Here is a 24,461-nt window from a genome sequence, read left to right as displayed (position 1 = left end):
AAGGCTGTATCAGTATTCGGGGTGTTGTCACCATGGCATGGGAGTTGCCTGTATACATTTTTTATTGAGGAATGTGCCATGACATCGATTGATCCGGACGGCGCCACCGTGTGTGTGATCTGCGACTCCCGCTACGGCAGTACCCTGGCGCTGGCACGGGAAATCGCCGAGGGGGCGGGCAGCGGTGGCGCCCGGGTCCGGCTCTGCCGGGTGGAACTGAGTGAGCCGGAATTCAGTGTCGATAGTGAGCGGGCCGACTACCGGGAGGCACAACGAATCTATCGTGAACTGCCCCGCGCCACGGCGGACGATTTGCGTTGGGCCAAGGGGATCGTTTGGGGATCGCCTACTCGCTACGGCCTGATGAGTACCCCATTACGCGCCTTTATTGACGAAGTGGCCCCGTTGTGGCGGGAAGGCGCTCTGATCGGCAAGGTCGGCGCCGCTTTCACCTCCACCGGTGGCATGCATTCAGGTAACGAGATGACGTTGTTGTCTCTGCTGCTCCCATTCATGCAGCACGGGATGATCATTGCCGGTGTACCGCATAGTGTTCCCGCGCTGGTGCGCACACGTAAGGGCGGCTCCCCCTATGGCGCCTCGGCGGTCACTGGTTTCGATGGCACTTTGTCCGTGGACGATAACGAGAAGGCGATTGCCCGCGCGCTGGGGGCGCGGGTGGCGCGACTGGCCGCGCAGGTACGTCCGGAGCCGGCATCGGTGGAACTGGCCGGCGCCAACCGGGAGCCCTGAAAAGGGGCATGCCTCATGCTTCTTTTTGTGGCCGCAAAAAGGCGGCACGAAGGTTGCTTGCATACAAAGCCGAGGGCCGATCAACACTTTTTTGTGGAGTCTGAAATCATGTCATTCGGTTTTTTAAAGCATCTGTTCGGATATCGTCGCACTGGCCTGGGGGTGGTCATGGCGGCGATTGTGGGGAGCGTCGCGGGCGGTGTTCAAGCCGACGACAAGGTGACCATAGGCACCAGCTGGTACGCGCAGGCGGAGCACGGCGGATTTTATCAGGCCAAAGCCACGGGGATTTACAAGAAGTACGGTCTCGACGTGAACATCAAAATGGGTGGGCCCCAAGTGAATGGCCTGCAATTGCTGGTGGCTGGGCAGTACGACTTCACCATGGGGTATCCGATCCGCAACATCAATGCGGTGAAGGAGGGGCTCCCGGTAGTGACCGTGGCGGCGACCTTTCAAAAGGACCCCCAGGGACTGATCGCCCATCCGCAGGTGGCATCGCTGGAAGACGTTAAAGGGCACACCGTGCTGATATCCACTTCGGCGCGCACCACCTACTGGCCCTGGCTGAAAGCTGAATACGGTTTCACCGACGACCAAGCCAAGCCCTATACCTTCAGTCTGGGTCCCTTCCTGGCCGACAAAGAGCTGGTGCAGCAGGCGTATATCAGCTCCGAGCCTTTCGCCGCGGAAAAGGGTGGCGTCAAACCGAACATTTTCCTGTTCGCGGATCATGGTTATCCGCCCTATGCGGCGACATTGGAAACCCGCAGGGATCTGGTCGAGGAAAAGCCGGATGTGGTGCGCCGATTTGTCCAGGCCACCCTGGAAGGCTGGAAGAGTTACCTGCAGGACCCGCAAGCAGGTAATGCCCTGATCAAGAAAGACAATCCGCAAATGACCGATGAACAACTGGCTTTCGGTATCGAGAAGTTGAAGGAATTCGGCATCGTCACCGGCGGGGATGCGGGGGAGAAGGGCATTGGTTACATGAGCGATGAACGCTGGAAGAAGACGTTCGACTTCATGGTGGAAGCGGGCCTGGTCGGTGCCGACGTGGATTACCACAAGGCTTACACCCTGGAATTTCTGCCGCAAACACCGGTACTTCCCTAGGACACCTGCCTCTGTTGGTGAAAAGGAGAACGATGATGGCATTTTCCCTTAAGGCCTGGACGGGCTTTCCGGCTGAACATCTGCGCGGGTTTTTGCTGTGCTGCGCTTTATTGATTCCGGCTCTGGCGGTGGCGCAGCAGCCGCTGACCAAGATCACTTTTGGCACCAACTGGTTCGCCCAGGCGGAACATGGTGGCTTCTACCAGGCCAAGGCCACCGGAATATATGAGAAGTACGGACTCGATGTGACCATCACAATGGGCGGGCCGCAGGTGAACAATCTGCAGCTTCTTCTTGCCGGGCGGCAGGATTTCACCATGGGGTATCCGATCCGCAACCTCAATTCGGTGAATCAAAACATGCCCGTGGTGACCGTGGCGGCGCCGTTCCAAAGCGATCCACAGGCCTTGTTGGCGCACCCTCACGTTAAGTCTCTGGAGGAGATAAAGGGGCAGCCGGTGTACGTCTTCTCCGGCGCGCAACAGACATTCTGGCCCTGGTTGAAGCAACGGTTCGGATTTTCCGACGATATGATCCGCCCCTATACGTTCAGTGTCGCGCCATTCCTGGCGGATAAGAGTGTGGTGCAACAGGGCTATGTCACTTCCGAGCCATTCGCCATGGAGCAGGGCGGCGTCAAGCCATCCATCTTCCTGTTCGCCGACTACGGCTATCCTCCCTACGCTCAGACCATCGAAACCACTCGGGAGATGATTGAAAGCAACCCGGAAGTGGTGCGTAAGTTCGTGCAGGCGTCCATGGAGGGTTGGAAAAGTTACTTTGAAAATCCGGCGCCGGCCAATGCCCTGATCAAGAAGGATAACCCGGAGATGACCGATGCCCAGATCGCCTTTGGCATTGGCAAGATCAAGGAGTATGGCCTGGTGGCCGGTGGTGACGCCGCCACCAAAGGGCTCGGAGTGATGACGGATGAACGCTGGAAAGCCACCTTCGACTTCATGGCGAAGGCCGGGTTGGTACCGGAGGATATGGACTATAAACAGGCTTATAGGCTGGAATTCCTGCCGAGCCCGCCGGTGATGCCATAACCGGGTTCCGATGGCACGGTAACTGCATACATTTCTTTCAATGACGGTATACCGCTTTGTGTCCATGGTGGCGAGGCGCAAAGCGGTGCACGACTCTCGCCACCCTGATCAGAGGACAAGCCGGCCCTGGGGTAATGGGCGGGGGCTGCCTCGCCTGGGCCCGCTGCCGTTACGGCAGTGCTACCGGACGTGGAGCGGGCCCCAACTGGAGAGACTGGCCATGCTTGCAACTCAACAACCCGTACTGCGTCGTTTTTGGTATCCGGTGATGCCACTGGAACAACTTGACGATGGCCCCAAGCCCTTCCGGCTGATGAACGAAGAGCTGGTGCTGTGGCTCGATTCCGAAGGCAAACCGCACGCCGCTGAGGACCGCTGCGCGCACCGTACCGCGCGTTTATCCCTGGGCTGGGTGGAGGGCGACAACATTGTTTGCCCCTATCACGGTTGGACCTATGACGGCGGTGGCGGCTGTGTCCGTATTCCGCAGACGCCTGATCGCCCGGCCGGCCGTGCCAAGGTCCGTGCCTTCAACGCCGAGGCTCGTTACGGCTACGTGTGGGTGTGCCTCGGTGATCCGCTAACCGATATTCCTCACATACCAGAGGCGGACGAGCCCGGTTACCGCGTGATCCATCAGTTTTATGAAGTCTGGCGCACCGCCGGCCTGCGTCTGATGGAGAATTCCTTCGACAATGCTCACTTCAGCTTCGTGCATCGGGAGAGCTTCGGCCAGTTCGACAAGCCGATCCCGGCCAAGCTCAACATCGTCGAGGAGGACTTTGGCTTTCGCTTTGAAACCGTGGCGCCGGTGAACAACCCGCCGTTGCAGAAAAAGCTGTTGAAGATGGACAGCGATACCACCGAGCGGCACATGACCAGCAACTGGTTCATGCCGTTCGGTCGCAAGCTCAATATCCGTTACCCCAACGGGCTGGTGCACGCGATCATCACCTACGCCACGCCAATCGACGATGAGCACTCCATGATCTGTCAGTGGGCTTATCGGAGCGACTCCGAGGCGGACGCGCCGGCGGAGCAGATCATCGCTTTCGATCGTCAGGTGACCGAAGAGGACAAAAGGGTTCTGGAAAGCACCGAGTACGACGCGCCTCTGGATACCGCCAGTGGCGAGGAACGTCATATGCCTTCCGATCAGCCGGGCATGGTGATGCGCAAAATGCTGTTGGCGTTGCTGGCCCGCTTTGGAGAGGAAGAAGCACGCATTTCTGGGGCCCGCATTCCGATGAAGGAAAAGGCCTCATGAGCGACCTGCTGATTCGTGGCGCCGAAGCGGTGATGACCGGACTGCCCGGGGATCAGGCCCGGGCGGGAGCGGTGGACCTGCGTATCCGTGACGGTGTGATTCACGAGATGGCGGCGGGGTTGATCCCCGCCGCCGATGAACGGGTAATCGAAGCGCGCGGCTGCGTGGTCTATCCGGGTTGGGTCAACACCCATCACCACCTGTTCCAGAGTCTGCTGAAAGCGGTGCCGGAAGGTATCAACGAACCGCTGTTCGGCTGGCTCGGCGCGGTGCCTTATCCGCGCCTCACCCGTATCCGTGACCATCATCTGGAAACCGCGGCGATGGTGGGGTTGGCGGAACTGTTACTCTCCGGCACCTCCACCTGTGCCGACCACCATTACATCTACTACGCCGGCCTCGACAGTGAGATGGGGGATGTGCTGTTCGAGGTGGCGGACCGTTTGGGATTGCGATTCGTATTGTGCCGTGGCGGCGCCACGGAGAAAGGGCGGCACCCGGGCTATCCCAACAATCTGGAATCGGAGAGTGTCGACGACATCATCAACGATGTGCAGCGGCTGCGCGAACGCTATCACCAGGTGGGGGCCAACCCCATGCGGCAGGTGGTGATGGCGCCGACCACGCCGACCTTTTCGGTGAATCCCGCGGTGCTCAGGGAGTTGGCCCGGGCCGCCCGATCCATGGGGGTTCGGCTGCACAGTCATCTGTCGGAGACTCGGGACTACGTTACCTACTGCCGGGAAGTGCACGGCATGACGCCGGTGCAATTCTGCGCCGAGAACGAATGGCTCGGAGAGGACGTGTGGTTCGCCCATATGGTTCATGTGGCGGACGATGAACTGCCGTTGTTGCTGCAAACCGGCACAGGGATTGCCCATTGCCCGCAAAGCAACTGCCGGCTGGGCAGCGGTATCGCCCGTGCTCCGGAAATGTCGCGCCTGGGCATTCCGGTATCGCTGGCGGTGGATGGCGCTGCCTCCAATGAGGCCGCCGACATGATCCAGGAAGCGCATCTGGCCTGGATGGTGCACCGCGCCCAGGGAGGCGCCGACGCTGTCACCGCCGAAGAAGTGATCGAATGGGGCACGCGAGGCGGGGCCCGGGTGCTGGGACTGGACGGCATCGGCACTTTGAGTGTCGGCAGTGCCGCGGATCTGGCGATTTACGATCTGGACCAGCCCCGCTACTTCGGCGTGCACGATGTGGCGGTGGCTCCGGTGTGCGCCGGGGGAACCGCATCGTTGCGCTACCTGTTGGTGAACGGAAAACCGGTGGTGGAGAACGGGGTTATTCCGGGCCTGGATATGGAGGCGTTGCGGGAGCAGGCCGCCAGGGCCACGGCGGAGTTGCATTGATGAAGCGGATGCCGCAAGCGCCTCCGATAAGACCTCCGGCGCTGTGGTGGCTGGTGCTGATGGTGCTGCTGGCGGGCCTCAATCTGCGCCCGTTGCTGACCACGCTCGGAACCAATCTGGAATTGATCCGGGTGGCCCTGGGATTGTCCAGCACTCTGATCGGTGCCCTGGCGGCGATCCCTACACTTTGCATGGGGCTGGTCTCCCTGGCCGGTGGTTGGGTGATCACCCGGCTCGGTGTCGGTGCCGGTATGCGCCTGGCGTTGTTGCTGATCGCGGTGGGCTGTGTCCTGCGCTGGGCTGGTGACTGGTTGCCGATGCTGGCTTTGGCGACGGCACTGGCGGGATTGGGGATTGCCTGTGGCCAGGTACTGATCCCCGTGGTGATCAAACGCTATTTCCCTTCCCGGGCGGCGTTGATGATGGGGGGCTATACCACTGCCATGAATCTGGGCGCGGCCCTTGGGGCCCTCGCCGCGCCTCTGGCGATCAGCACCCTGGGTTCCTGGCAGGCGTCGCTGGCGATCTGGGCATTGCCCGCCTTGCTGGCGGCGCTGCTGTGGCCCGGCCGCCTTAGGGTATTCACCGAAGACGGCCCGGCCGGCGTACCCTGGCGCAGTGCTCTTGGGTGGCGAATGGCGTTATTTCTGGGAACCGGTTCACTGGCCTACATGACGTTACTAGCGTGGCTGGTGCCGCTCTATATGGCTCTTGGCCTGACTCAGGAACAGGGTGGCGCCATGTTGGTGGCCTATACCGCGGCGCAAATCGCTGGCGCTTTGCTGGTGCCGCCCGTGGCGCAGTTGCAACCGGACCGGAGGCCGGCCTTGGCACTGACTTTGGCTCTGCTGTCGCTGGGACTGGCTGGTTTATGTTGGGCGCCAACCTGGGGCGGCGCCAGTTGGGTGGTGCTGGCCGGGTTCGGGTTGGGTGGCTCCTTTCCCCTCGCGTTGACACTGCCGCTCGATTACGCCCATACGCCGACGGAAGCTGGCCGGCTTTCCGCCATGGTGCTGGGGTTCGGCATGCTGATGGGGTCGTTCGGACCTTTATTGTTCGGGGTGTTGCGGGATGGCTTTGGCTTTTCCGCGGCGCTGATCTTTTTACTGCTGGCCACGGTGGCTTCGTTCCTGCTCGGCCTGACGTTCCGCCCGCCGAACAGGGACCGGAGCGGAACCGGCCCACTGACCGTTGATATAAAGGAGATATCCCCGTGAATGTTATGGAGCACGCGGTATTTCGCCGGTTCTGGTACCCCGTTATGCCGATGTCGGAACTGAAACAGGGGCCACGAAGGTTCGAGTTGCTCGGCCAGGCGCTGGCATTGTTTCTCGATGACGACGGCGTTCCGGCGGCACTGGAAGACCGGTGCTGTCATCGTACCGCCCGCTTGTCCCTTGGCGAAGTTTGTGACAATGCCATTGCCTGTCCTTATCACGGCTGGCGCTACAACCGGGAAGGACAATGTGTTCTGGTGCCGCAGATGCCGGATCGTGATCCGGGGCCGAAACGCCGGGTCAAAGCGTTCTCCTGCCGGGAAAAATACGGCTACGCCTGGGTGGCGCTGGAGCAGCCCTTGTTCGACATTCCGGATTTCCCCGAGGCGGTGGACGATAGCTTTGTCCTGATCCACGAGTTTTATGAGGAGTGGCGGGTTTCCGGTCTGCGGGTGATGGAGAACGAGCTGGACATGGCTCACCCCAGCTACGTGCATCTGGGCACCTTCGGCAGCCCCGAACATCTGGTAGCCGAGGACGCGAAGATCGAAGAGTTTCCCGGTGGTTTTCACTATACCGGCCGATTGGGGGTCAAGCAGGCCCATCACGCCCAGGATCGCAATAATGAGCGCTTCCTGGATTGCAGTTGGTATGCCCCCTTTATTTGCCGGTTGCGTATCAACTATGCCGACGGTCCCGCCCACGTGATCATCAATTGCCAGGTACCGCTGGCCCATAACCGTTCACAGGTGGTGCAGTTTTGTTTTCAGGAAGATGATGGAACCGGTATTGATGAAGCCGCGATCCTGGCGTTTGACCGCAAGGTGACTCTGGAGGATAAGCACGTGCTTGAAAGCACCGACGCGGATGTGCCTCTGGACCCTCGTGATGAGCGGCACATGGTGTCGGACAAGCCGGGGCTGGTGATGCGGCGCATGATTCAGGCCTTAATAGAGGATCACGAAACGCGGGCGGTTACGTTTCAGTAGTCTTTACACCGCCTTATTTTCTTTAACCGGGGTATGCCCCGGTTTTTTTTTGGGCTGGAAAAAAAGCTGAAAGATTCATGAGGGCTCTGGCGGTTGATGGAAGTAACGATGCCTTTTTGTATGCACGGCGAACTAAAAAAGGTATCGGTTGTGGGCGCGAAAGGAGATGAAAAAGCCCTATGGTGGGGCGAAATAATCGGCGCCTTGCCCTTTTAGAGCGCGTCTTTGGTTTTTCCCGTCAGGTTAATAAAAAAGAAAAAAATAGAATTTGAATAAGCTGTTGTTTTTTCTCGTTAAATCCTTGTGGCATGCATTTTGAAAGGTTTTCGCTGTTCTGTATGCAAGACCGATTCGGTTGCGCATGTGAACGGGGTTCGGCGCCGTTGTGTTGAGGGGCCGGCACATTGCTCTAGGGGAACGAAGAGCATTTTAGGTATCGGACACCAGCCATAGGGAGGCAGGTGCGGTCACGGGAACGGTGAAACCTTCGGGATCACCGGATGCCCACCGGCCTCATGAGTGGCGGGTATGTCCTGGCTGATTTAACGAGGAATAGACGTGAAACTGAAGAAGCAAGCTGCAATCGTTCTGGGTGCCGCCGCGCTGATGTCCGCCGCCGGGCCAGTGTCCGCCGAGGCGAAAGTCTCGTTCTATGGTCTGCTCGATCTCTGGGCGGGTAGCGCGGGTAACAAAACCACGGGGGATGACACTCTCAAGATGGACGCGGGGGGAATGGCCACCTCGTTCCTGGGTTTCAAAGCCAGTATGGATTTGACGCCGGGGATTACCGGTATCGCCGCCGCCGAGATGTTTTTCCGCCCGGATAACGCCGAAGACGGACGCTATGGTGGTGACGAATTCTTTGCTCGCAGTGCTTATATAGGCGCCACCGGCGATTTCGGTACTCTCAAGGCCGGACGAAACACCGCGCCGTACTACCTGCCAGTGGTGTTCAGCAACTCGCTGGGAGGCTCCTTCACCTTTTCTCCCTCCATCCTGCATTCCTTCCAGGGGGGTAACTACGGACCGATCATGGGGGACTCTGGCTGGAGTAACTCCCTGGCCTACACCACTCCGGAGATGGGCGGTCTGACCGCCACTCTTATGTATGCCTTCGGTGAAGAAGAAGACGAACACGGCGAGAACAAAGTCGGCGGTAACGCGGTTTACCGCAATGGCAAGTTCATGGCCACTGTCGCCGCGCACAGTGTCAAACAGGGCGCTCTTGCCGTCGGTGATGTCAGTGCCGGCGAGTACGGCGCCATTCCGGACGCCACCGATCAGGATGCGGTGATGGTCGGGGTCGCCTACGACTTCGACATCATCAAACTGTTTGCCCAGTACCAGAACCTGGCCACCGATACCCTCAATGGTGACGTGGACACCGATACCTATGTCTTCAGCTTCGCGGTGCCGGCGGGTGGTGGTTCGGTGCTCGGTTCCTACGGTTACTCCGATTTCACCGGAGCCTGGGAGACGGAGCGCGACACCTGGTCCGTGGCTTACAGCTATCCGCTGGCCAAGCAGTTGGACCTGTATGCCGTCTTCATGCATGACGACGTTGAGATCATTGGCGATGCCGATAGTTACGGCGTGGGGGCCCAGTTCCGCTTCTGATCGCCTTGAGCGTCTCGTCTTGGGGCTTCGTTGCCCCTCTGCATCGTGGCCCCAAGGCGAGCTCTTTTTCAACAGCGAATGCGAGGTCGTGTCATGACTCAATCGGATGCTCTTCATCCTCTGCCGGCCAAGGCCAAGCCCTGGAACCGCTGGCGGGTGAGTGATGATCACGCGGACCTGAGCCGCGCGGGTCATCGTGTCCGTCCGCTGACCATAGCGGCGCGGCCCAAGAACCTTACTCTGGATGTGTCCCGGACCGCGTTGCTGGTGGTGGACATGCAGAACGATTTTTGTAGCGCCGGTGGATGGCTGGATCACATCGGCGTGGACTACCGGCCGGCGCGGGCGCCGATCGAGCCATTGCGAGCGGCGCTGCCTTGTTTCCGGCGCGCGGGCATGCCGGTGGTCTGGGTTAACTGGGGAAACCGCCCTGACCTCGGCAACATAAGTCCGGCTCTGCTGCACGTTTACAACGGATCAGGTAACGGTGTCGGGCTTGGCGATACTGTTCCGGCCACCGGCGCCGCGGTGCTGCAGTCCGGAAGCTGGGGCGCTGCCGTCGTCGATGAACTGGCCGTGGACCAGACCGACATCCAGGTGGCCAAATTCCGCATGAGTGGATTCTGGGACACGCCGCTGGACTCGATCCTTCGCAACCTGGGCATCACTACCTGCCTGTTCGCCGGCGTCAACGCCGACCAATGTGTATTGCATACCCTGGCGGACGCCAACTTTCTCGGTTACGACACGATTTTCCTGGAAGACTGCTGCGCCACTACCTCGCCGGCGTTCTGTTGGGAGGCCACCTTGTACAACACGCGGCAGATATTTGGGTTTACCGCCCAGGCCAGCGACGTATGCCGGGCTTTGGAGGAAACACAACCATGATGCCGCTGTTCAAGCATCCCGAGCAGTTTGAAGCTTTTCGTATCAAGGAAGGGGAGAGTAACCGACTGGTGGTGATCTGCGATGGGCCCGGCGACGGTCTGGGCTTCATCGCCTGTGTGGAAATTTTCGATGAGGGCGGCACCACGCCACCAAACACGCATAAGGAAGCGGACGAGTTCTTTTTTGTATTGGAAGGGGAAGGGCGCGCCCGTTGCGACGACCAATGGGTGACATTGAGAAAAGGGGACGCTCTGGTAGTGCGCGCCGGCTCCGAGCATGTGGTGGAAAATGTCGGCAAGGGCCGTTTTTATACACTTACCGTGATGGTACCGGACGAGAATTTTTCCAGATTGATACGCTCCGGTGTCCCCGATGTGCTTGATGACGACGACATGCGTGTGCTCAAGGGGGCGTCATCATGAGCGCCATTCCGCCCACGGTAATGAGCATGCGAACCCGTGATGGGGTTCGTCTGGACGCCGATGTCTACAGCCCGGACGGGCAGGGGCCCTTCCCGGTGTTGCTAATGCGCCAGCCGTACGGCCGCCGTATCGCCTCCACCGTGACCTATGCCCACCCGAGCTGGTATGCCGCCCGTGGCTACCTGGTGGTGATTCAGGACGTGCGTGGCAGGGGTACATCCGAAGGGGAGTTCGAGCCGTTCATCCATGAGCGGGACGATGGCGAGGACACCTTGGAATGGGTATCACGGCTGCCCGGCGGTAATGGGTGCGTGGGCATGTACGGGTTTTCCTACCACGGCGCCACCCAACTGTTCGCCGCCGCCAGCCGGCACCCGGCATTGAAGGTGATGGCGCCAGCCATGTGCGCCTTTCATCTGGATCGGGACTGGGCCTATGAAAGCGGCGCGTTGCGACTGTACAACACCCTGAGCTGGGCGGCGCAACTGGGTGCCGAGAGCGCACGGCGGCGGGGTGATGCCGACGGCTTCAGCGCCTGTTATGGCATCGGGCATGCTCCTTCCCCGGTACAACTGGTCGATCCGGCGGCACCGGCCTTGCGTGAAACGCTTGCCGATACGTTCTACGGCGACTGGCTGGACCAACCACCAGGCAGTGATTATTGGCGGCGACGCTCTCCGGGCACCATGCTCGACGGTGTCGATATCCCGGCTTTGCATGTGGGGGGCTGGTACGACAGCTTCCTCACCGGCACCCTCGCCGCCTATCGGCATTTCCAGAAAGGCCGACAGCCGCAGCGGCTGCTGGTGGGCCCTTGGGGGCATCTGCCCTGGATTCCCCAGGTGGGGCAGCGTTGGTTGGGCGACAGCGCCTGCTCCCCAGTGGACGATCTGCAATTGCGCTGGTTCGACTTTTTCCTCAAAGGCGAGAACAACGGCGTGACGGCGGAGCCGCCGGTTTCCCTGTATGACCTGGGCGAGAGCGATTGGAAGGCGTTTCCGGCCTGGCCACGGCGGCAAGCGGGAAAATGGTATCTGGCCAGCAACGGCCGGGCGGGTATTGATCCTCACGGCGGCTTGCTGCGCGACAGGCCCGGTGAGGGGGAACCGGCGGAAGACGTTTGGGTGCACGATCCCTGGCGACCGGTGCCGACATACGGGGGGCACTTGCCGCCGTCTCCGGGCATTCAGGACCGTACCGCGCTGGATGCCCGCCCGGATGTGCTTACCTACACCACTACTGCCCTGGCCGCGCCTCTGGCTCTGGCTGGCGAAGTGCGCGTGGTGCTGTCGTGCGCCGCCGATGTGGACTGCTTTGATCTGTGCGCGGTGCTGGGCGTGGTGGATCCGGAAGGGCGTAGCCACAACCTGACCCAGGGCTACGCGCGCGTTGCTGGCGGGGTGGTGACCGTATCCATGCGTGCGGTATGCGCCACCATCGCCACCGGCCAGTGTTTGCGCCTGAGCATCAGTGGCGCCTGTTATCCCGGTTATGCGCTCAATGATGGCTCCGGCCGGGTTCAGGGCGATATCCGTTGCAGCGATTATCCGATCATGACTTTGCGGCTCGATGTCGGCGAAAGCTGGCTGGAGCTGCCCGTGGTATCCGCCACGGACAATGACTGACGAATCCGGAGGGAAACTCATGGTGAAACAACTCAAGGCGATTCGTGATGAGGTGGTGGTGTCAATGACGGCATCGACGAAGACGGACGATCAGGCGCGGGCGTTTGGTGGCCGCCCGGTGGTGGAGGTCGCTGGCGTGGACAAGGTCTACGGCAACGGCACCGTGGCACTGAAGGAAGTGAATCTGACCGTCGGGGAAGGGGAATTCGTCAGCCTGCTGGGACCCAGTGGTTGCGGTAAATCCACCTTGTTACGGGTGATGGCGGGTCTCGGCGAGGCCTCATCCGGCACGGTGAAGTGGTGGGAACAGGATTATCAGGTGGTGGGCCAGAAGGGGCGTAAGCTGGCGTTTGTATTCCAGAACGCCACGCTGATGCCATGGGCGCGGGTGCGCAAGAATGTACGCCTGCCGCTGGATCTGGCCCATGAACATGGCGAGGCCTCGGAAGCCCGCATCGATCAAGCGCTGGAAATGGTGGGGTTGAGCAAGTTCGGCAACGCTTACCCGAGGGAGCTGTCCGGGGGGATGCAGATGCGGGCTTCCATCGCTCGCGCCATGGTCACGGAGCCGAACCTGCTGCTGATGGATGAGCCGTTCGGTGCTCTCGATGAGATGACCCGCAACCGGCTCAACGATGATGTTCTGCGTCTGTGGAAAGAGAAAGGCTGGACCGTGGTGTTCGTGACGCACAGCGTTTACGAGGCGGTGTATCTCTCCAACCGGGTGGTGGTAATGGCGGCGCGTCCGGGCCGGGTGGTGGAGGACGTCAGGATCGACGCGCCCTATCCGCGTGGCGCCGAGTTCCGCGTGTCCACCGAGTTCGCCAATTACTGCCGGCGGGTGTCCCTGGCGTTGGAAAAGGCCAGCGCTCAAGGTGAGGAGGACCACTGATGAAACAGCCTCTATTGCAGAATGAACGGTTCGTCCAGATCGCCGCGCCTTTATTCGTGGGTGTGGTGTTCCTGTGTTTTTGGGAGCTGGCGGTGCGCGCCGCCGAGTTGCCGGTGTACATCCTGCCCGGACCGGTGGCCATCGCCAAATCCTTCGTCACGGACTGGGCGGTGTTGTTTCACAGCCTGATGATGACGTTGAAGGTGACGTTGCTGGCATTCGTTATCGCCGTGGTGCTAGGCACCGCCGCTTCCCTGCTGTTCGTGCAGAGCCGCTGGATCGAGGTGAGTCTGTTCCCCTATGCGGTGCTGATGCAGGTGACACCGATCGTCGCCATCGCGCCGCTGATCATTATCTGGGTCAAGGACACCACTTGGGCACTCACCGTGTGCGCGGTGATCATCGCGATCTTTCCGATCATTTCCAATACCACGCTGGGGCTGCGCAGCGTGGATCCCAATCTGATGAGTATGTTTCGCATGTATCGGACCGGACGCTGGCAGCAGCTGATCCGACTGCGCATACCCAGCGCCCTGCCGTACTTTTTTGGCGGCATGCGTATCAGTACCGGTCTGGCGCTGATCGGCGCGGTGGTGGCGGAGTTCGTGGCCGGCACCGGCGGCAGCCAGGCCGGGCTTGCCTATTTGATTCTGCAGGCCGGCTACAACCTGAATATTCCTCGCATGTTCGCCGCTCTGGGCCTGATCACCGTCACCGGCATTCTGTTGTTCGCGCTGATGGTGTGGCTGTCCGACCGGGTGCTGCGCAACTGGCATGAAAGCGCTCTCAAGGTAGAGCAATGACCGATTCCATAGGGAGCCATGCAATGGACCAAAACACGATGCAGCGGCTGGCGGCGGATCTGGGTGATCTGGAACTGATCACCGACAGTACCGCCTTGCAGCGCTACTCCAAAGACTTCTCCTGGTTCAGTCCGGTTCTGACCGAGGCGTTGGAGGGCAAACGGGCGGACGCGATTGTGCGCCCCACCAGTGAGGAGCAAGTGCGCCGGGTGGCTGCTGCCTGCTATCGCCACCGGGTGCCGCTGACACTGCGTGGCAGCGGTACCGGCAACTACGGTCAGTGCACGCCGTTACGTGGCGGTGTGCTGATGGACATGAGCGGACTGAACAAGGTGCTGTGGATCGCCGATGGCGTGGCGCGGGTCCAGGCCGGTGCCCGGCTGGTGGATATCGACAACGCGGCCAGGGAAAAAGGCTGGGAGTTGCGTTTACTGCCATCCACCTATCGGTTGGCCACCGCCGGTGGTTTCTTTTGCGGCGGCTTTGGCGGTATCGGCTCGATCACCTACGGTTCCATCGGCGACCCCGGGAATGTTCTGGGGGTGCGGGCCATGAGCCTGGCCGAGCAACCGGAAGTCAGCGAATTCCGCTCCGCCGAGGCCCGCGACCTGTACCACGCCTATGGCGTCAACGGGGTGATCACCGAGCTGGAGTTCGCGCTGACACCGGCGATGAACTGGCAGGAGGCCGTGCTCAGCTTTCCCTCCTTCATGGAGGGCGTGCGTTTTTGCCAGACACTGGGGCGGGCCACCGGCGTCATTAAAAAGCTGTTGACCCTGCTGGCGGATCCGCTGCCGCAAATGTGCGGTCTGGGCAAGGACGTGGGTGAAGGGCGCACCGCCGTATTGTGTCTGGTGAACCGCGCCGCCATGGAGGCGGTGGAGGAAATCGCCGCGAACTTCAACGGCCGCATCGAGCGTCAGCAAGATAACGCCGAGGTCTACGGCACCGCCAAAAGTCTGGTGGAGCACACCTGGAATCACACCACGCTGCACATCCTGCGCAAGCACAAGGATATCACTTACCTGCAGAGTGGCTTCCGGCCTTGGGAAAACGTGGAAAAGGTGGAGCAGATGTACCGGCACTTCGGTAACGAAGTGATGATGCATCTGGAATTCCTCAAGGCGGATGGCGCGGTCACTTGTAGTGGCTTGCAGGTGATCCGCTATACCTCCGAGGAGCGCCTTAACGAGATCATTCAGTATCACCGGGATAACGGTGTCCATGTCAGCAACCCGCACACTTATATTCTTGAGGATGGTGGCAAGCTCAGCGTGGATCCTGGACAGCTGGCAATGAAACAGCGGCTGGATCCGGCCGGGCTGCTGAACCCTGGCAAGATGCGCAGCTGGGATGAAAAAGGAGCGGCGGCATGAGTCAACTGAACGGCTGCGTGCCACCCCACCGTTTTTTGCCTTACCTGACCGCGCCGGAGATCGAGGCGTTGCCGGACAAGGCCAACACCGTGATCGTATTGCCGATTGGCGCCATCGAGCAGCATGGTCCGCATCTGCCCATTTGCACTGACACCGCCATTGCCACCGAGGTAAGCGGCAAGGCGCTGGCGGCGTTGCCGGAGTCGGTGCCGGCGTTCGCGTTACCGCCGGTATGGTGCGGTAAATCCAACGAGCACATTCAATTCTCTGGAACGGTGATTCTCAAGGCCGACACCTTGCTGCGGGTACTTTGGGATATCGGCGAGAGTGTGTACCGCATGGGGTTCCGCAAGCTGGTTCTGGTCAACGGACACGGCGGTCAGCCTCAGGTGGTGGAAATAGTGGCCCGTGATCTGCGCGCTGAGTATCCGGATTTCTGTTTGTTTCCCGTATTCACCTGGGGGGTGCCGAATCGAGCCGGGGAGTTTCTTTCCGAGCGTGAAAAAGCCGAAGGCATTCACGCCGGCCGCGCGGAAACCAGTTTGATGCTGGCGTTGACGCCGGATCATGTGCATCTGGACCGGGCGGTGGGGGAGTATCCCTGTCCGCATCATCATGGCCTGCTCACTCCGGAAGGGCGTTTCCGTTTCGCCTGGTTGACCCACGATCTCAGTGCCAGCGGCGTGGTCGGGGACCCGGAGGGTTCCAGTCGTGAAGAGGGGGAGACGGTCCTGGCCTCTCTGGTGGAAGGCTGGGTTGCCGCGCTGGAGGAGATTCACCGATTCCGCATGCCTGTACCGGGCTCGAACGATTAAATGAGGGTAATAGCATGTCGACGCTGAAGCGACGGACCCTGAAACAGCCGATATTGAAACGACGATGGTGGCTCGATGGTGCTCTGGCACTGGCGGGCTGGTGCCTGTCGGTGACGGCGCTGGCGGAGGAGTTGACCCCGGTGACGGTTTCCACCACCTGGTATGCCCAGGCTGAGCACGGTGGTCTCTACGCCGCCAAGGCCATGGGGTTGTACCAAAAGCACGGCCTGGATGTGACCATAAAAATGGGCGGCCCGCAGGTCAACAATGTGCAACTGCTGGTCGGAGGCGCCACCGATTTCAGCATGGGCTACAGTCTGCAATCCTTCAATGCGGTGAAGCAGGGACTGCCGCTGGTGACGGTGGCCGCGTTTTTCCAGAAGGATCCGCAATCCCTGATGGTGCATGAAGGGCAGGGTTACCACACTATCGCCGATCTGAAAGGCGCGGGGCTCCGCATTCCCACGGCCGGCCGGGTGGCGTACTGGCCCTGGCTCAAGGCCAAATACGGTTTTACCGATGATCAACTACAGCCCTACGACTACACCATCGGGCCCTTCATTACGGATCCGAAGGTCGCGCAGCAGGGCTACATCACCAACGACGGCTACTTTCTGCGGAAAGAAAACGTGGCGGCAAAAAGTTTGTTGCTGGCGGACGCCGGTTGGGAGGCCTACTCGGCGACACTCGACACCACCCGCGAGATGATCGAGAAGCACCCTGAGGTGGTTCAGGCGATGGTGGCGGCCACCGCGGAAGGCTGGAAAGCCTACTTTGAGGATCCGCGGCCGGCGAACAGCTTGATCAAGGCGGATAACCCGCAGATGGAGGACGCGTTGATCGCTTACAGCATCGATAAAATGCAAAGCGAGGGGATCCTGCTGTCCGGTGATGCCAAGGGCGGCCGGTACGGCATCATGAGCGACCGGCGCTGGCGGGAGTTTTATCGGCAGATGGTCGATGCCGGCACTTTGCCGGATGACCTGGACTATCAAAAAGCCTATGACCTGCGTTTCGTGCAGGCGCTTTATCCGGAGGATTGATTCTCCGGAGGGCTGGCCGGGGCGGTCTCGGTGCCGCCGCGGGTCTCCAGATAATCCTGTGAAGTACGGTGGGCGTGCAAAACGTGATCCCGGATCAACTGCGCGGCCCGCTCGCTTTCACCGCGCACGATGGCCATGACGATGTCGCTGTGTTCGGTGAAGGACGCGGCCAGACGTTCCCCCACTCTGAATTGCGCACGGCGGTAAGCCAGCACCCGGGAACGGGCGGCCATGGCGGTTTCATATAAGTAGCTGTTATGGCAGCCGCGAAACAGCTTCTCATGGAAGCTCAGGTTGGCCGCGTCGTAGGCGTCCACGTCGCCGTCGGCCACATGGGTATGGCTGTCCAGGTGGCTGGCGAGCAGGTCCTCCCGTTCCGCGCGGGTCATATTGAGCGCCGCCATGCGCGCGCAGGCCGCTTCCATTTCCGCCGCGTATTCGAACATTTCGCTGAGCCGCTGCTCCGGCACTTCGATGACGAACACGCCGCGCCGGTGCTGGTGTTCGACCAGCCCGGCGGAGGCCATTTCCCGCAAGGCCTCGCGTACCGGAGTACGTGAAACGTTGAAGCGGCGGGCCAGGGCAATCTCGTCCAGACGCGTGCCCGGCGGCAGCAGGCCGCCGAGAATCTCATCGGACAGGGCGCGCCGGATCTGCTCCGCCAGCGGACGGTCATCCTCGCCGGCGGCACTGAGCACAGTCTGTTGTGTCATGACGCTTACTCCTCCATGAACGACACATGGGCGGCCACTACCCGCCATCCCTCCGGACGGCGGGCCCAGACCTGACTCTGGCGACCGATGCGCGGGTTCCCCGGGCGGCGGAACTCGGTCCAGGCGGTGGCCAGATCGTTGCCATGGGCGGTGATCACGGTGTTATGTAACTGGCGTTGCAATCCCGAGGACGGCCGCTGCGCGCGGAAGGCGGCAATTTGCCGGTAGCCGTAGAGATTCTCGCCGGCACCGTAGCGCACCACACGTTCGTCGTTCCAGAACAATTCGTCCAGCACGGTCACATCATTTTCGACCAGCGCTTTCTCGTAGCGCAGGAACGCGGCTTTGACTTCCGCCACCACGTCCGGTCGGTCCAATTCCAGGGCCATTATTACTACTCCTCATTATTACTCTTCGGGGCCGGCGCGTCAGGTGCTGATGAATTCGGGCAGGCGGGCCGCCAGATCCAGCAGCTGTTGATCGCTGCCCGCCGGGCCGATCAATGACAGACCCACCGGGCCTTCACGGTCACGCAACAGCGGCAAGCTCAATTGCGGCAGCCCGGTGGTGCCGGCCAGGGCCGTCATCCGCAAGGTGCGGCCGCGGATGTCTTCCACTCTGGTCTGGTCGGCTTGCAAAGGCAGAGCCGAGGTCGGCGTGGTGGGCAGGCAAAGCAGGGTGTCCTCACCGAGCAGGGCGCGGATCCTGGTCCGCAAAGCCTGGCATTGTTCACGGGCGTCCTCGGCCTCGGCGGTGGTGATGCGGGACGCCGCTTCGAAGCGCTCCTTCACGCCGGGGCCGAATACCGGTTGCTCGGCTTCGATCCAGGAGCCGAAGCGGGCCCAGGCTTCGTAAGCTTGCAGTGGCCGGAACGCGTTGAAGTAGGTGTCCAGGTTGCCAACACTGATGCTGCCGCCAAAGGTCACGCCGGGCAGGCCGTTGCCGACCCGCGCTTCCAGTTGCGATACGACGTCGGCATCGGATTGCGCCAGTGCCTCCTCCACCAGCAGTAAACGGCGCGGCGCGGGCCGGTCGCCGGCGGGCAGCAGAGTCCGGCCAATGCGGGCCATGAGCCGGGCGTCCCGGGCGAACCAGCCAAGGGTATCGAAACTCTCCGCCAGATGGGCGCAGTGACGGTAGTCCACCACGCCATGGGTGGGACGCAGGCCATGGATGCCGCAGTAACTGGCGGGCACCCGCACCGAACCGCCGGTGTCGCTGCCCAGCGCGAAGTCCACCAGCGCGGCGGCCACCACCGAGGCGGAGCCGCTGGAGGAGCCGCCCGGCACCGCGCCCGGCACCGCCGGATTGGGTGGGGTGCCATAGTGCGCGTTCTGGCCCGCCAGGCTGTAAGTCAGCTCGTCGGTGTGGGTCTTGCCGATCAGTTCCGCGCCCGCCGCCAGCAGGGTTTCGATCATCGGAGAGGTGTGTCGCGCTGGCGGCTGGCTGGCGCGCCAGCTCGGCTGGCCGACGCCGGTAACGGTGCCGGCTATGTCGAACACGTCCTTGACGGCGAAAGTCAGGCCTTGCAGCGGGCCCTCTCCGGTGGCGTCGAGGTGCACCGGGTCGAAATCGAGAAAGCCGTTTTCCAGTATCACCGCCGGCCCCTCCAATGTTGGCGGCTGGGAAGGTTTTGCATTGGTGTGCTCCTTGAGAACCTTGGGACGTCCAAAGCAGACGGAGCAGTGTTCGTGCCAACCTTCGGTGCTGGAAAAATGCGGATTTGCGAGGCAGTGGGGAGAAGTGGGGCCCCGTAAAGGGGCAGAGGGGCGTGGATGTATACAGAAATGGGGCAAGCGGCTAGACGGAACGACAGGAAAAAGTGGCTCCATCAAGGGCATGGTTGTGGGTTTGTCGACCGCTGGCACAGAAGGGACTACGAAGCCGCTGTGGGAGCTTGCCTGCAAGCGAATCTTGGGGCCCGGAAGCCCACTCGCTTGCAAGGCAAGCTCCCACAGCGGCGTTCCTGCAAAGGCGTAATGTGGTCTTGCTGTCCATGATGGAGGGCATTGCCGTTTCCCTTGAAACGGCAATGAACCAAAAAAAGGGCGCCTGGCGGCGCCCGAGAGGGTTACAAAAAGGGATGGCGTTCAGAGCGTCGCGACGATGCCGTCGCTGCGCGGGTCGGCGGCGCCTTCAAGCAGGCCGTTGGGATGACGCACCACGGCGCCGGCGTGGCCCATGGTATCGCTGAAGTCCTCGCCCAACACTTCCACCTGATGGCCGGCGTCGCGCAGTTGTTGCACCAGGGCGGGGTCAAAACGCGCTTCCAGTTTCAGGCTGGTGCTTTGTTCCCCCCAGGTTCGACCGAGCAGCCAGCGTGGCGCGGTCACGGCTTGTTGCAAGGGCTGATTGAAAAGGGCGTAACGGCTGAATACCGCCGCCTGGGTCTGGGGTTGGCCCTCGCCCCCCATGGTGCCGTACACCATGGTGCGGCCGTCGTCGAAGCGGGCCATGGCCGGGTTCAGGGTATGGAACGGTTTACGCCTTGGTTTCAGGGTATGCAGAGCGGCTTCATCCAAGGAGAAACTGATGCCCCGGTTTTGCCACAGTACTCCGGTGCCGGGCAGCACGATGCCGGCACCAAATTCCCAGTAAATGCTCTGGATGAAACTGGCGCAGCGGCCTTCACGGTCGATACAGCCCATCCAGATGGTGTCGCCGGGTTGCGCCGGGTATGGCCAGGGCAGCGCGCTCCGGCGGTCGATGCGTTGCACCCGCTCGGCCAGATCCGATTGGCTGAGGAAACGGGCCGGATCCTCGCTCATATAGGCCGGGTCGGTGCAATACTGGTCGCGTACCAGGAATGCCTGTTTGGTGGCCTCCACCAGCCCGTGCAGGTGATCGAAACCTTCGCCGTCCGTTACCCCGAGCCGGTCGAACAGGCCGAGAATCATCAACGAGGCCATGCCCTGGGTGGGCGGCGGCTGGTTATACAGCGTGCTGCCCCGCAGGCGCACCGACAGCGGCGGTAACGTCCGCGCCTGATAGCCGGCCAGATCCTCGCGGGTGAGCGGACTGCCGGCCCGGGCCAGATCCTCGGCCATGGCGGTGGCCAGCTCGCCCCGGTAAAAGTCCTCGGTGCCGGCCCGCCCGATGCGTTCCAGGGTGGCGGCCAGTCGCGGCTGCCGCAGAATGGCACCTTCCACCGGCACCTGACCCTGATCCAGGAAGGTGTCGGCGAAGCCGGAAACGGAGGCCAGCTCCGGCAGCTTCTGCCGGGTCAGTTGTTCCTGACTGCGGGTCACCGCCACGCCGTCCCGGGCATGGCGTTGGCCGTCTTCCAGCAAGCGTGAGAGTGGCAGCTTGCCCCCCCATTGGCGCGCCACGTTCATGGCCTGACCCCAGCCGCCGACGGTGCCGGCCACGGTGAGCGCCGCCAACGGGCCGCGGGTGGGGATGCTGTCGTGGCCGCGTTCCCGGTAGTAGTCGACATCCGCGGCGGCGGCAGCGGTTCCGCAGGCTTCGATCGCCACCGGTTCCTCGCCGGGAGCGCCCAGGATCCAGAAACCGTCGCCGCCGATGGCGTTCATATGCGGGTACACCACGGCAATGGCCGCCGCCGCCGCCACCATGGCTTCGGCGGCGTTACCGCCTTCGCGGAGCACGTCCCGGCCGGCTTGGGCGGCCAGATGATGGGGTGCCACCATGACACCGCCGAGCGCGCGTTTGGTCGTCAACATGTCGTGTTCTCCAGGCCGTGGCGGTTACAGCAAACCGTACAGCATGCGTAGTGAAGTCAGGAAAAGGAAAAAGGCGAAAACCTGCCGTAACCGATTGGCGTTCACCGCGTGGGCAATGCGCGCGCCGATTGGCGCCATCATCATGGTCATTGGCACGATCAGCGCCAGACCGGCCAGATTGATGTAGCCGAGGCTCAGCGGCGGGCGATTGGGCACGCCAAGACCATTGATCAGAAAACCAATGGCGCCGGGCAGGCTGATCACCATGCCGATGGCGGCGGCGGTGCCCACCGCGCGGTGGATCGGATAACCGAAGGCGGTCAGCAGCGGTACGCTCAGCGTGCCGCCGCCGATCCCCATGAGCGTGGAGAAACCGCCCACCAGGGTGCCGATGATCTGCTTGAACGGGGTCGGCGGCAGGGCGTCGGTCAGCGCCAGACCCTTGCTGCGGAACGCCATGTTGGCGGCCACCAGCAGAGCGACCACGGCGAAGATCGCGGTCAGAGTGGTGCCACGCAGATAGCCGCTGATGGCGATGCCGATCAATACGCCTACCAACAAGGCGGGCCCCCAGGTACGTAACAGGGAGACGTCCAGGTTTCCCTTCCTGGCGTGGGCCCGGGACGACATGATCGAGGCTGGAATAATGGTGGCCAGGGAGGTGCCCACCGCCACGTGCATTTTCACCGACTCGTCCACGCCCAGCAGCGTGAAAAGGTGGTACAGCACCGGCACCACAACGATGCCGCCACCCACCCCCAACAGACCGGCCAGCAGGCCGGCGATGATGCCGGTGGCCAGCAGGGCCACCACCAGCCCGGCCAGCCATCCGACACTGTGACCACTCAAAAGCTCCACGATCATCCCCAGACGATTTGATCTGCGCCGGCCGGTTGCTTCCCGGGCGCGGCTCCTGATTTCCCTTCGAGGAAATTCTGGCCAGAATGCCATTTTTGTATACAAGAATAAAGTGCTGATTTATAGGTATTTTTAGGAATTTTATGGGCTATTTTGGGGCGATATCATGTTATTGCACCAATATTGTGCATTGCTGTTTAGGGTTTGGCACGGCGTAGTGGTTGCAATGTGTTTCGTTGTGGCAAGAGAAGCGGGGGTAGACTTCAGATCGAGGTTTGTAACTTGTTGACTTTTATGGTTTTGTTTTGTCTTCCGAAGCCGGTGAGTTGATTGGATGCTCGGTCCGGCATTCCAATAGTGGTTATTGAGTATCCACTCTTCTGAACGGGGGCATCCGTGTTTGCAGTAAAAGCCACCCAGCATGTTTTGGCGGTCAAGGATCTTGAGAAGACTGAAAGCTACTTTCTCGACAAACTGGGGTTTTCCGCCCGGTTCCGTGTGGACGGTTGGTCGTTCTTGAGTCTTGGTGATTTTCACGTGATGTTGGGGCACTGCCCGGACGAGCTTCCAGCCAGTGATACGCATGAGCACTCGTACTTCGCCTATGTAAACTGTGAGGGCATAGACGAGATTTACCGAGACTACCAGCAGCGTGGTGCCGAAATTTTCCAGGCAATATCCGATAAGCCCTGGGGTTTGCGTGAGTTCGGCGTGGCGACGCCCGAGGGGCATCGAATCATGTTCGGTGAAGACATTGAGCCATCAGGGAACTCATAACCCGTTGCTCAAGTACGCTCCCTGCCTTGCGGCCGTCCAGCGGAACGCCTTGGTTGGAGGTAAACCTGGCCCTGACCCATCGCACCAAATCACGCTTTCGGCGCCCGGACACTTGCCTTTGTGTGTGTCAACAATTCGTTATGGCTTAGTTAACGATTGGCCTGGCGCGGTTCGGCGCGGAAGTCGTAGGTGGCGTTGAGTCGTTGCGCCAGATAGTCGCTACAGCTGACCGGCGGGTAGTGGGGCTCCTGGTCGGGGAACAGATCGCGAGGATCGACCATGGCGTCCGGATCCGCTTCCATGAAAAACGCCACCGAGTAGCGCTCCGCTTTCGGGGTGCGTACCCGATGAGGCGTGGACTGGTAAAGGTCGTTGCTCCAGCGCATCAGGCAGTCGCCGATGTTGCAGACAAAAGCGCCGGGAAAACTGGGGGCATCAATCCACTGGCCATCCTTGGTGCGCACCTCCAGACCGGGGACGCCATCGGTTTTCAATAGCGTGACGTTGCCGTAGTCGGTGTGAGTGCCGGCGGCGCCGTCCGCCCTTCGCGGGTCACCCTGGGCGGCCGGGTAGCGCAGCATGCGCAGGGTGGCGATGGGCTCGATCAGGCGGGACTCGAAGAAATCCTCCGCGGCGCCCATATCCAGGGCGAAGCCCCGGTGCAGGGTGCGGGCCACGTTCAGGCAGCGGTGGTAATAGTCCAGGGTCCGCTCACGCCAGCCGGGTAGATCCGGCCAGTAATTCACTCCGCAGAAGGGCTTGTTATTGAGCACGTCGGGGTGGTCCGCCGGCAGGTCATGGCCGATGTTGAACGCTTCCTTGCTGTCGGCGCCGGAAACCGGGTTGAGTTTTTCGTCCTGGATCGCCACGTAGCCGCGATTATGCGGGGAGCGTTTGATGGAGAGCGCCTCCTTGCGGTCGGACGGCAGTGAGAAGAAAGCCGAGGCGTCCTCGAACAATGCCTCGAACACGGAGTCCGGAATCCCATGATCCACCAGGTAGAAAAAACCGATATCCCGGCAGGCGCGACCCAGTTCGTTGGCCGTGGCCTGACGCTCCGCCGGTTGCTCGCTCGACAACCCCGCCATGGAAATGATCGGTAAGGATTCCATCGTTGTGTCCTTGATTCACCACTCGCCCGAAATCGGATTCTCGATCATGGTGGCCCGGCTTGCGTGGGGTCAACGGTTGCACCGGCAA

General features: G+C 61.4%; 23 protein-coding genes. 17 read left to right on the top strand and 6 right to left on the bottom strand.

Annotated features, from left to right (window positions below; genetic code table 11):
• Window positions 1-78: 78 nt before the first annotated feature.
• The 16 genes from wrbA to RYH70_RS18135 all read left to right on the top strand — a co-directional run bounded on the left by wrbA (window position 79) and on the right by RYH70_RS18135 (window position 17,230).
• A complete protein-coding gene (wrbA, locus tag RYH70_RS18210) occupies window positions 79-753 on the top strand; it encodes an NAD(P)H:quinone oxidoreductase (RefSeq protein WP_026948220.1) in 675 nt (224 codons plus the stop codon).
• A gap of 108 nt (window positions 754-861) precedes the next feature.
• Window positions 862-1,869, top strand: coding sequence for an ABC transporter substrate-binding protein (locus tag RYH70_RS18205; protein WP_022993603.1), 1,008 nt, complete (start codon window positions 862-864; stop codon window positions 1,867-1,869).
• A 32-nt stretch (window positions 1,870-1,901) separates the two neighbouring features.
• Complete coding sequence (locus RYH70_RS18200) at window positions 1,902-2,918, top strand: ABC transporter substrate-binding protein (RefSeq protein ID WP_317009477.1); 1,017 nt, start codon at window positions 1,902-1,904, stop codon at window positions 2,916-2,918.
• A gap of 220 nt (window positions 2,919-3,138) precedes the next feature.
• A complete protein-coding gene (locus RYH70_RS18195) occupies window positions 3,139-4,185 on the top strand; it encodes an aromatic ring-hydroxylating dioxygenase subunit alpha (RefSeq protein ID WP_317009476.1) in 1,047 nt (348 codons plus the stop codon).
• Window positions 4,182-5,543, top strand: a complete 1,362-nt coding sequence (locus RYH70_RS18190) for an amidohydrolase family protein (protein WP_233917915.1) — start codon at window positions 4,182-4,184, stop codon at window positions 5,541-5,543. The genes RYH70_RS18195 and RYH70_RS18190 overlap by 4 nt, the downstream gene beginning before the upstream one ends.
• Entirely contained in the window at window positions 5,543-6,760 is a 1,218-nt protein-coding gene (locus tag RYH70_RS18185; RefSeq protein WP_317009475.1) for an MFS transporter, read from the top strand. Before RYH70_RS18190 ends, RYH70_RS18185 begins: the two co-directional genes overlap by 1 nt.
• Before the next feature lie 5 nt (window positions 6,761-6,765).
• On the top strand, window positions 6,766-7,749 hold the full coding sequence (locus RYH70_RS18180; protein WP_022993598.1) for a Rieske 2Fe-2S domain-containing protein: 984 nt from the start codon (window positions 6,766-6,768) through the stop codon (window positions 7,747-7,749).
• A gap of 558 nt (window positions 7,750-8,307) precedes the next feature.
• The gene (locus RYH70_RS18175) at window positions 8,308-9,366 is read left to right on the top strand and encodes a porin (RefSeq protein WP_022993597.1); all 1,059 of its coding nucleotides are present in this window, start codon (window positions 8,308-8,310) and stop codon (window positions 9,364-9,366) included.
• 93 nt (window positions 9,367-9,459) lie between these two features.
• A complete protein-coding gene (locus RYH70_RS18170; RefSeq protein ID WP_317009474.1) occupies window positions 9,460-10,254 on the top strand; it encodes a cysteine hydrolase family protein in 795 nt (264 codons plus the stop codon).
• Window positions 10,251-10,676 carry a cupin domain-containing protein gene (locus RYH70_RS18165; RefSeq protein WP_022993595.1) on the top strand — a complete coding sequence of 142 codons (426 nt, stop codon included), beginning with the start codon at window positions 10,251-10,253 and terminating at the stop codon, window positions 10,674-10,676. Before RYH70_RS18170 ends, RYH70_RS18165 begins: the two co-directional genes overlap by 4 nt.
• A complete protein-coding gene (locus tag RYH70_RS18160; RefSeq protein WP_317009473.1) occupies window positions 10,673-12,301 on the top strand; it encodes a CocE/NonD family hydrolase in 1,629 nt (542 codons plus the stop codon). Before RYH70_RS18165 ends, RYH70_RS18160 begins: the two co-directional genes overlap by 4 nt.
• A gap of 19 nt (window positions 12,302-12,320) precedes the next feature.
• The gene (locus RYH70_RS18155) at window positions 12,321-13,193 is read left to right on the top strand and encodes an ABC transporter ATP-binding protein (RefSeq protein ID WP_022993593.1); all 873 of its coding nucleotides are present in this window, start codon (window positions 12,321-12,323) and stop codon (window positions 13,191-13,193) included.
• A complete protein-coding gene (locus RYH70_RS18150) occupies window positions 13,193-13,996 on the top strand; it encodes an ABC transporter permease (RefSeq protein WP_022993592.1) in 804 nt (267 codons plus the stop codon). The genes RYH70_RS18155 and RYH70_RS18150 overlap by 1 nt, the downstream gene beginning before the upstream one ends.
• A gap of 23 nt (window positions 13,997-14,019) precedes the next feature.
• Window positions 14,020-15,372, top strand: coding sequence for an FAD-binding oxidoreductase (locus RYH70_RS18145; RefSeq protein WP_022993591.1), 1,353 nt, complete (start codon window positions 14,020-14,022; stop codon window positions 15,370-15,372).
• The gene (locus tag RYH70_RS18140) at window positions 15,369-16,187 is read left to right on the top strand and encodes a creatininase family protein (RefSeq protein WP_097058662.1); all 819 of its coding nucleotides are present in this window, start codon (window positions 15,369-15,371) and stop codon (window positions 16,185-16,187) included. Before RYH70_RS18145 ends, RYH70_RS18140 begins: the two co-directional genes overlap by 4 nt.
• A 14-nt stretch (window positions 16,188-16,201) precedes the next feature.
• On the top strand, window positions 16,202-17,230 hold the full coding sequence (locus RYH70_RS18135) for an ABC transporter substrate-binding protein (protein ID WP_317009472.1): 1,029 nt from the start codon (window positions 16,202-16,204) through the stop codon (window positions 17,228-17,230).
• On the opposite strand, the gene RYH70_RS18130 is transcribed toward RYH70_RS18135, so the two are convergent.
• From RYH70_RS18130 to RYH70_RS18110, 5 genes are all read right to left on the bottom strand, one after another.
• Window positions 17,215-17,943 carry a GntR family transcriptional regulator gene (locus RYH70_RS18130; RefSeq protein ID WP_317009471.1) on the bottom strand — a complete coding sequence of 243 codons (729 nt, stop codon included), beginning with the start codon at window positions 17,941-17,943 and terminating at the stop codon, window positions 17,215-17,217. The two genes, RYH70_RS18135 and RYH70_RS18130, sit on opposite strands and share 16 nt — an antisense overlap.
• A gap of 5 nt (window positions 17,944-17,948) precedes the next feature.
• Window positions 17,949-18,332 (bottom strand): oxalurate catabolism protein HpxZ, encoded by a 384-nt coding sequence (gene hpxZ, locus RYH70_RS18125; protein WP_022993587.1) that lies wholly within the window; start codon window positions 18,330-18,332, stop codon window positions 17,949-17,951.
• Window positions 18,333-18,371: 39 nt separating this feature from the next.
• Window positions 18,372-19,541 (bottom strand): amidase, encoded by a 1,170-nt coding sequence (locus RYH70_RS18120; RefSeq protein WP_317009470.1) that lies wholly within the window; start codon window positions 19,539-19,541, stop codon window positions 18,372-18,374.
• 492 nt (window positions 19,542-20,033) lie between these two features.
• Complete coding sequence (locus tag RYH70_RS18115; RefSeq protein WP_284455479.1) at window positions 20,034-21,626, bottom strand: gamma-glutamyltransferase family protein; 1,593 nt, start codon at window positions 21,624-21,626, stop codon at window positions 20,034-20,036.
• A 24-nt stretch (window positions 21,627-21,650) separates the two neighbouring features.
• The gene (locus RYH70_RS18110; protein ID WP_022993584.1) at window positions 21,651-22,490 is read right to left on the bottom strand and encodes a sulfite exporter TauE/SafE family protein; all 840 of its coding nucleotides are present in this window, start codon (window positions 22,488-22,490) and stop codon (window positions 21,651-21,653) included.
• Window positions 22,491-22,880: 390 nt separating this feature from the next.
• Between RYH70_RS18110 and RYH70_RS18105 the strand changes: the two genes are divergently transcribed.
• Window positions 22,881-23,261, top strand: coding sequence for a VOC family protein (locus tag RYH70_RS18105; RefSeq protein WP_284455478.1), 381 nt, complete (start codon window positions 22,881-22,883; stop codon window positions 23,259-23,261).
• A 149-nt stretch (window positions 23,262-23,410) separates the two neighbouring features.
• Here RYH70_RS18105 and RYH70_RS18100 read toward each other — a convergent pair whose 3' ends face one another.
• A complete protein-coding gene (locus RYH70_RS18100) occupies window positions 23,411-24,373 on the bottom strand; it encodes an isopenicillin N synthase family dioxygenase (protein WP_022993582.1) in 963 nt (320 codons plus the stop codon).
• Window positions 24,374-24,461 lie beyond the last annotated feature (88 nt).

The sequence above is a fragment of the Alloalcanivorax xenomutans genome (assembly GCF_032810065.1).
GTDB lineage: Bacteria > Pseudomonadota > Gammaproteobacteria > Pseudomonadales > Alcanivoracaceae > Alloalcanivorax > Alloalcanivorax xenomutans.
The sequence above is the reverse complement of the archived record's forward strand: the minus strand, read 5'-3'. Positions and strand labels throughout refer to the sequence as shown.

Excerpts from the sequence above, each read along its gene's own strand:
- wrbA (WP_026948220.1), top strand. The coding sequence starts at position 79 with ATGACATCGATTGATCCGGACGGCGCCACCGTGTGTGTGATCTGCGAC.
- RYH70_RS18205 (WP_022993603.1), top strand. The coding sequence starts at position 862 with ATGTCATTCGGTTTTTTAAAGCATCTGTTCGGATATCGTCGCACTGGC.
- RYH70_RS18200 (WP_317009477.1), top strand. The coding sequence starts at position 1,902 with ATGATGGCATTTTCCCTTAAGGCCTGGACGGGCTTTCCGGCTGAACAT.
- RYH70_RS18195 (WP_317009476.1), top strand. The coding sequence starts at position 3,139 with ATGCTTGCAACTCAACAACCCGTACTGCGTCGTTTTTGGTATCCGGTG.
- RYH70_RS18190 (WP_233917915.1), top strand. The coding sequence starts at position 4,182 with ATGAGCGACCTGCTGATTCGTGGCGCCGAAGCGGTGATGACCGGACTG.
- RYH70_RS18185 (WP_317009475.1), top strand. The coding sequence starts at position 5,543 with ATGAAGCGGATGCCGCAAGCGCCTCCGATAAGACCTCCGGCGCTGTGG.
- RYH70_RS18180 (WP_022993598.1), top strand. The coding sequence starts at position 6,766 with ATGGAGCACGCGGTATTTCGCCGGTTCTGGTACCCCGTTATGCCGATG.
- RYH70_RS18170 (WP_317009474.1), top strand. The coding sequence starts at position 9,460 with ATGACTCAATCGGATGCTCTTCATCCTCTGCCGGCCAAGGCCAAGCCC.
- RYH70_RS18165 (WP_022993595.1), top strand. The coding sequence starts at position 10,251 with ATGATGCCGCTGTTCAAGCATCCCGAGCAGTTTGAAGCTTTTCGTATC.
- RYH70_RS18160 (WP_317009473.1), top strand. The coding sequence starts at position 10,673 with ATGAGCGCCATTCCGCCCACGGTAATGAGCATGCGAACCCGTGATGGG.
- RYH70_RS18155 (WP_022993593.1), top strand. The coding sequence starts at position 12,321 with ATGGTGAAACAACTCAAGGCGATTCGTGATGAGGTGGTGGTGTCAATG.
- RYH70_RS18150 (WP_022993592.1), top strand. The coding sequence starts at position 13,193 with ATGAAACAGCCTCTATTGCAGAATGAACGGTTCGTCCAGATCGCCGCG.
- RYH70_RS18145 (WP_022993591.1), top strand. The coding sequence starts at position 14,020 with ATGGACCAAAACACGATGCAGCGGCTGGCGGCGGATCTGGGTGATCTG.
- RYH70_RS18140 (WP_097058662.1), top strand. The coding sequence starts at position 15,369 with ATGAGTCAACTGAACGGCTGCGTGCCACCCCACCGTTTTTTGCCTTAC.
- RYH70_RS18135 (WP_317009472.1), top strand. The coding sequence starts at position 16,202 with ATGTCGACGCTGAAGCGACGGACCCTGAAACAGCCGATATTGAAACGA.
- RYH70_RS18130 (WP_317009471.1), bottom strand. The coding sequence starts at position 17,943 with ATGACACAACAGACTGTGCTCAGTGCCGCCGGCGAGGATGACCGTCCG.
- hpxZ (WP_022993587.1), bottom strand. The coding sequence starts at position 18,332 with ATGGCCCTGGAATTGGACCGACCGGACGTGGTGGCGGAAGTCAAAGCC.
- RYH70_RS18115 (WP_284455479.1), bottom strand. The coding sequence starts at position 21,626 with ATGTTGACGACCAAACGCGCGCTCGGCGGTGTCATGGTGGCACCCCAT.
- RYH70_RS18110 (WP_022993584.1), bottom strand. The coding sequence starts at position 22,490 with ATGATCGTGGAGCTTTTGAGTGGTCACAGTGTCGGATGGCTGGCCGGG.
- RYH70_RS18100 (WP_022993582.1), bottom strand. The coding sequence starts at position 24,373 with ATGGAATCCTTACCGATCATTTCCATGGCGGGGTTGTCGAGCGAGCAA.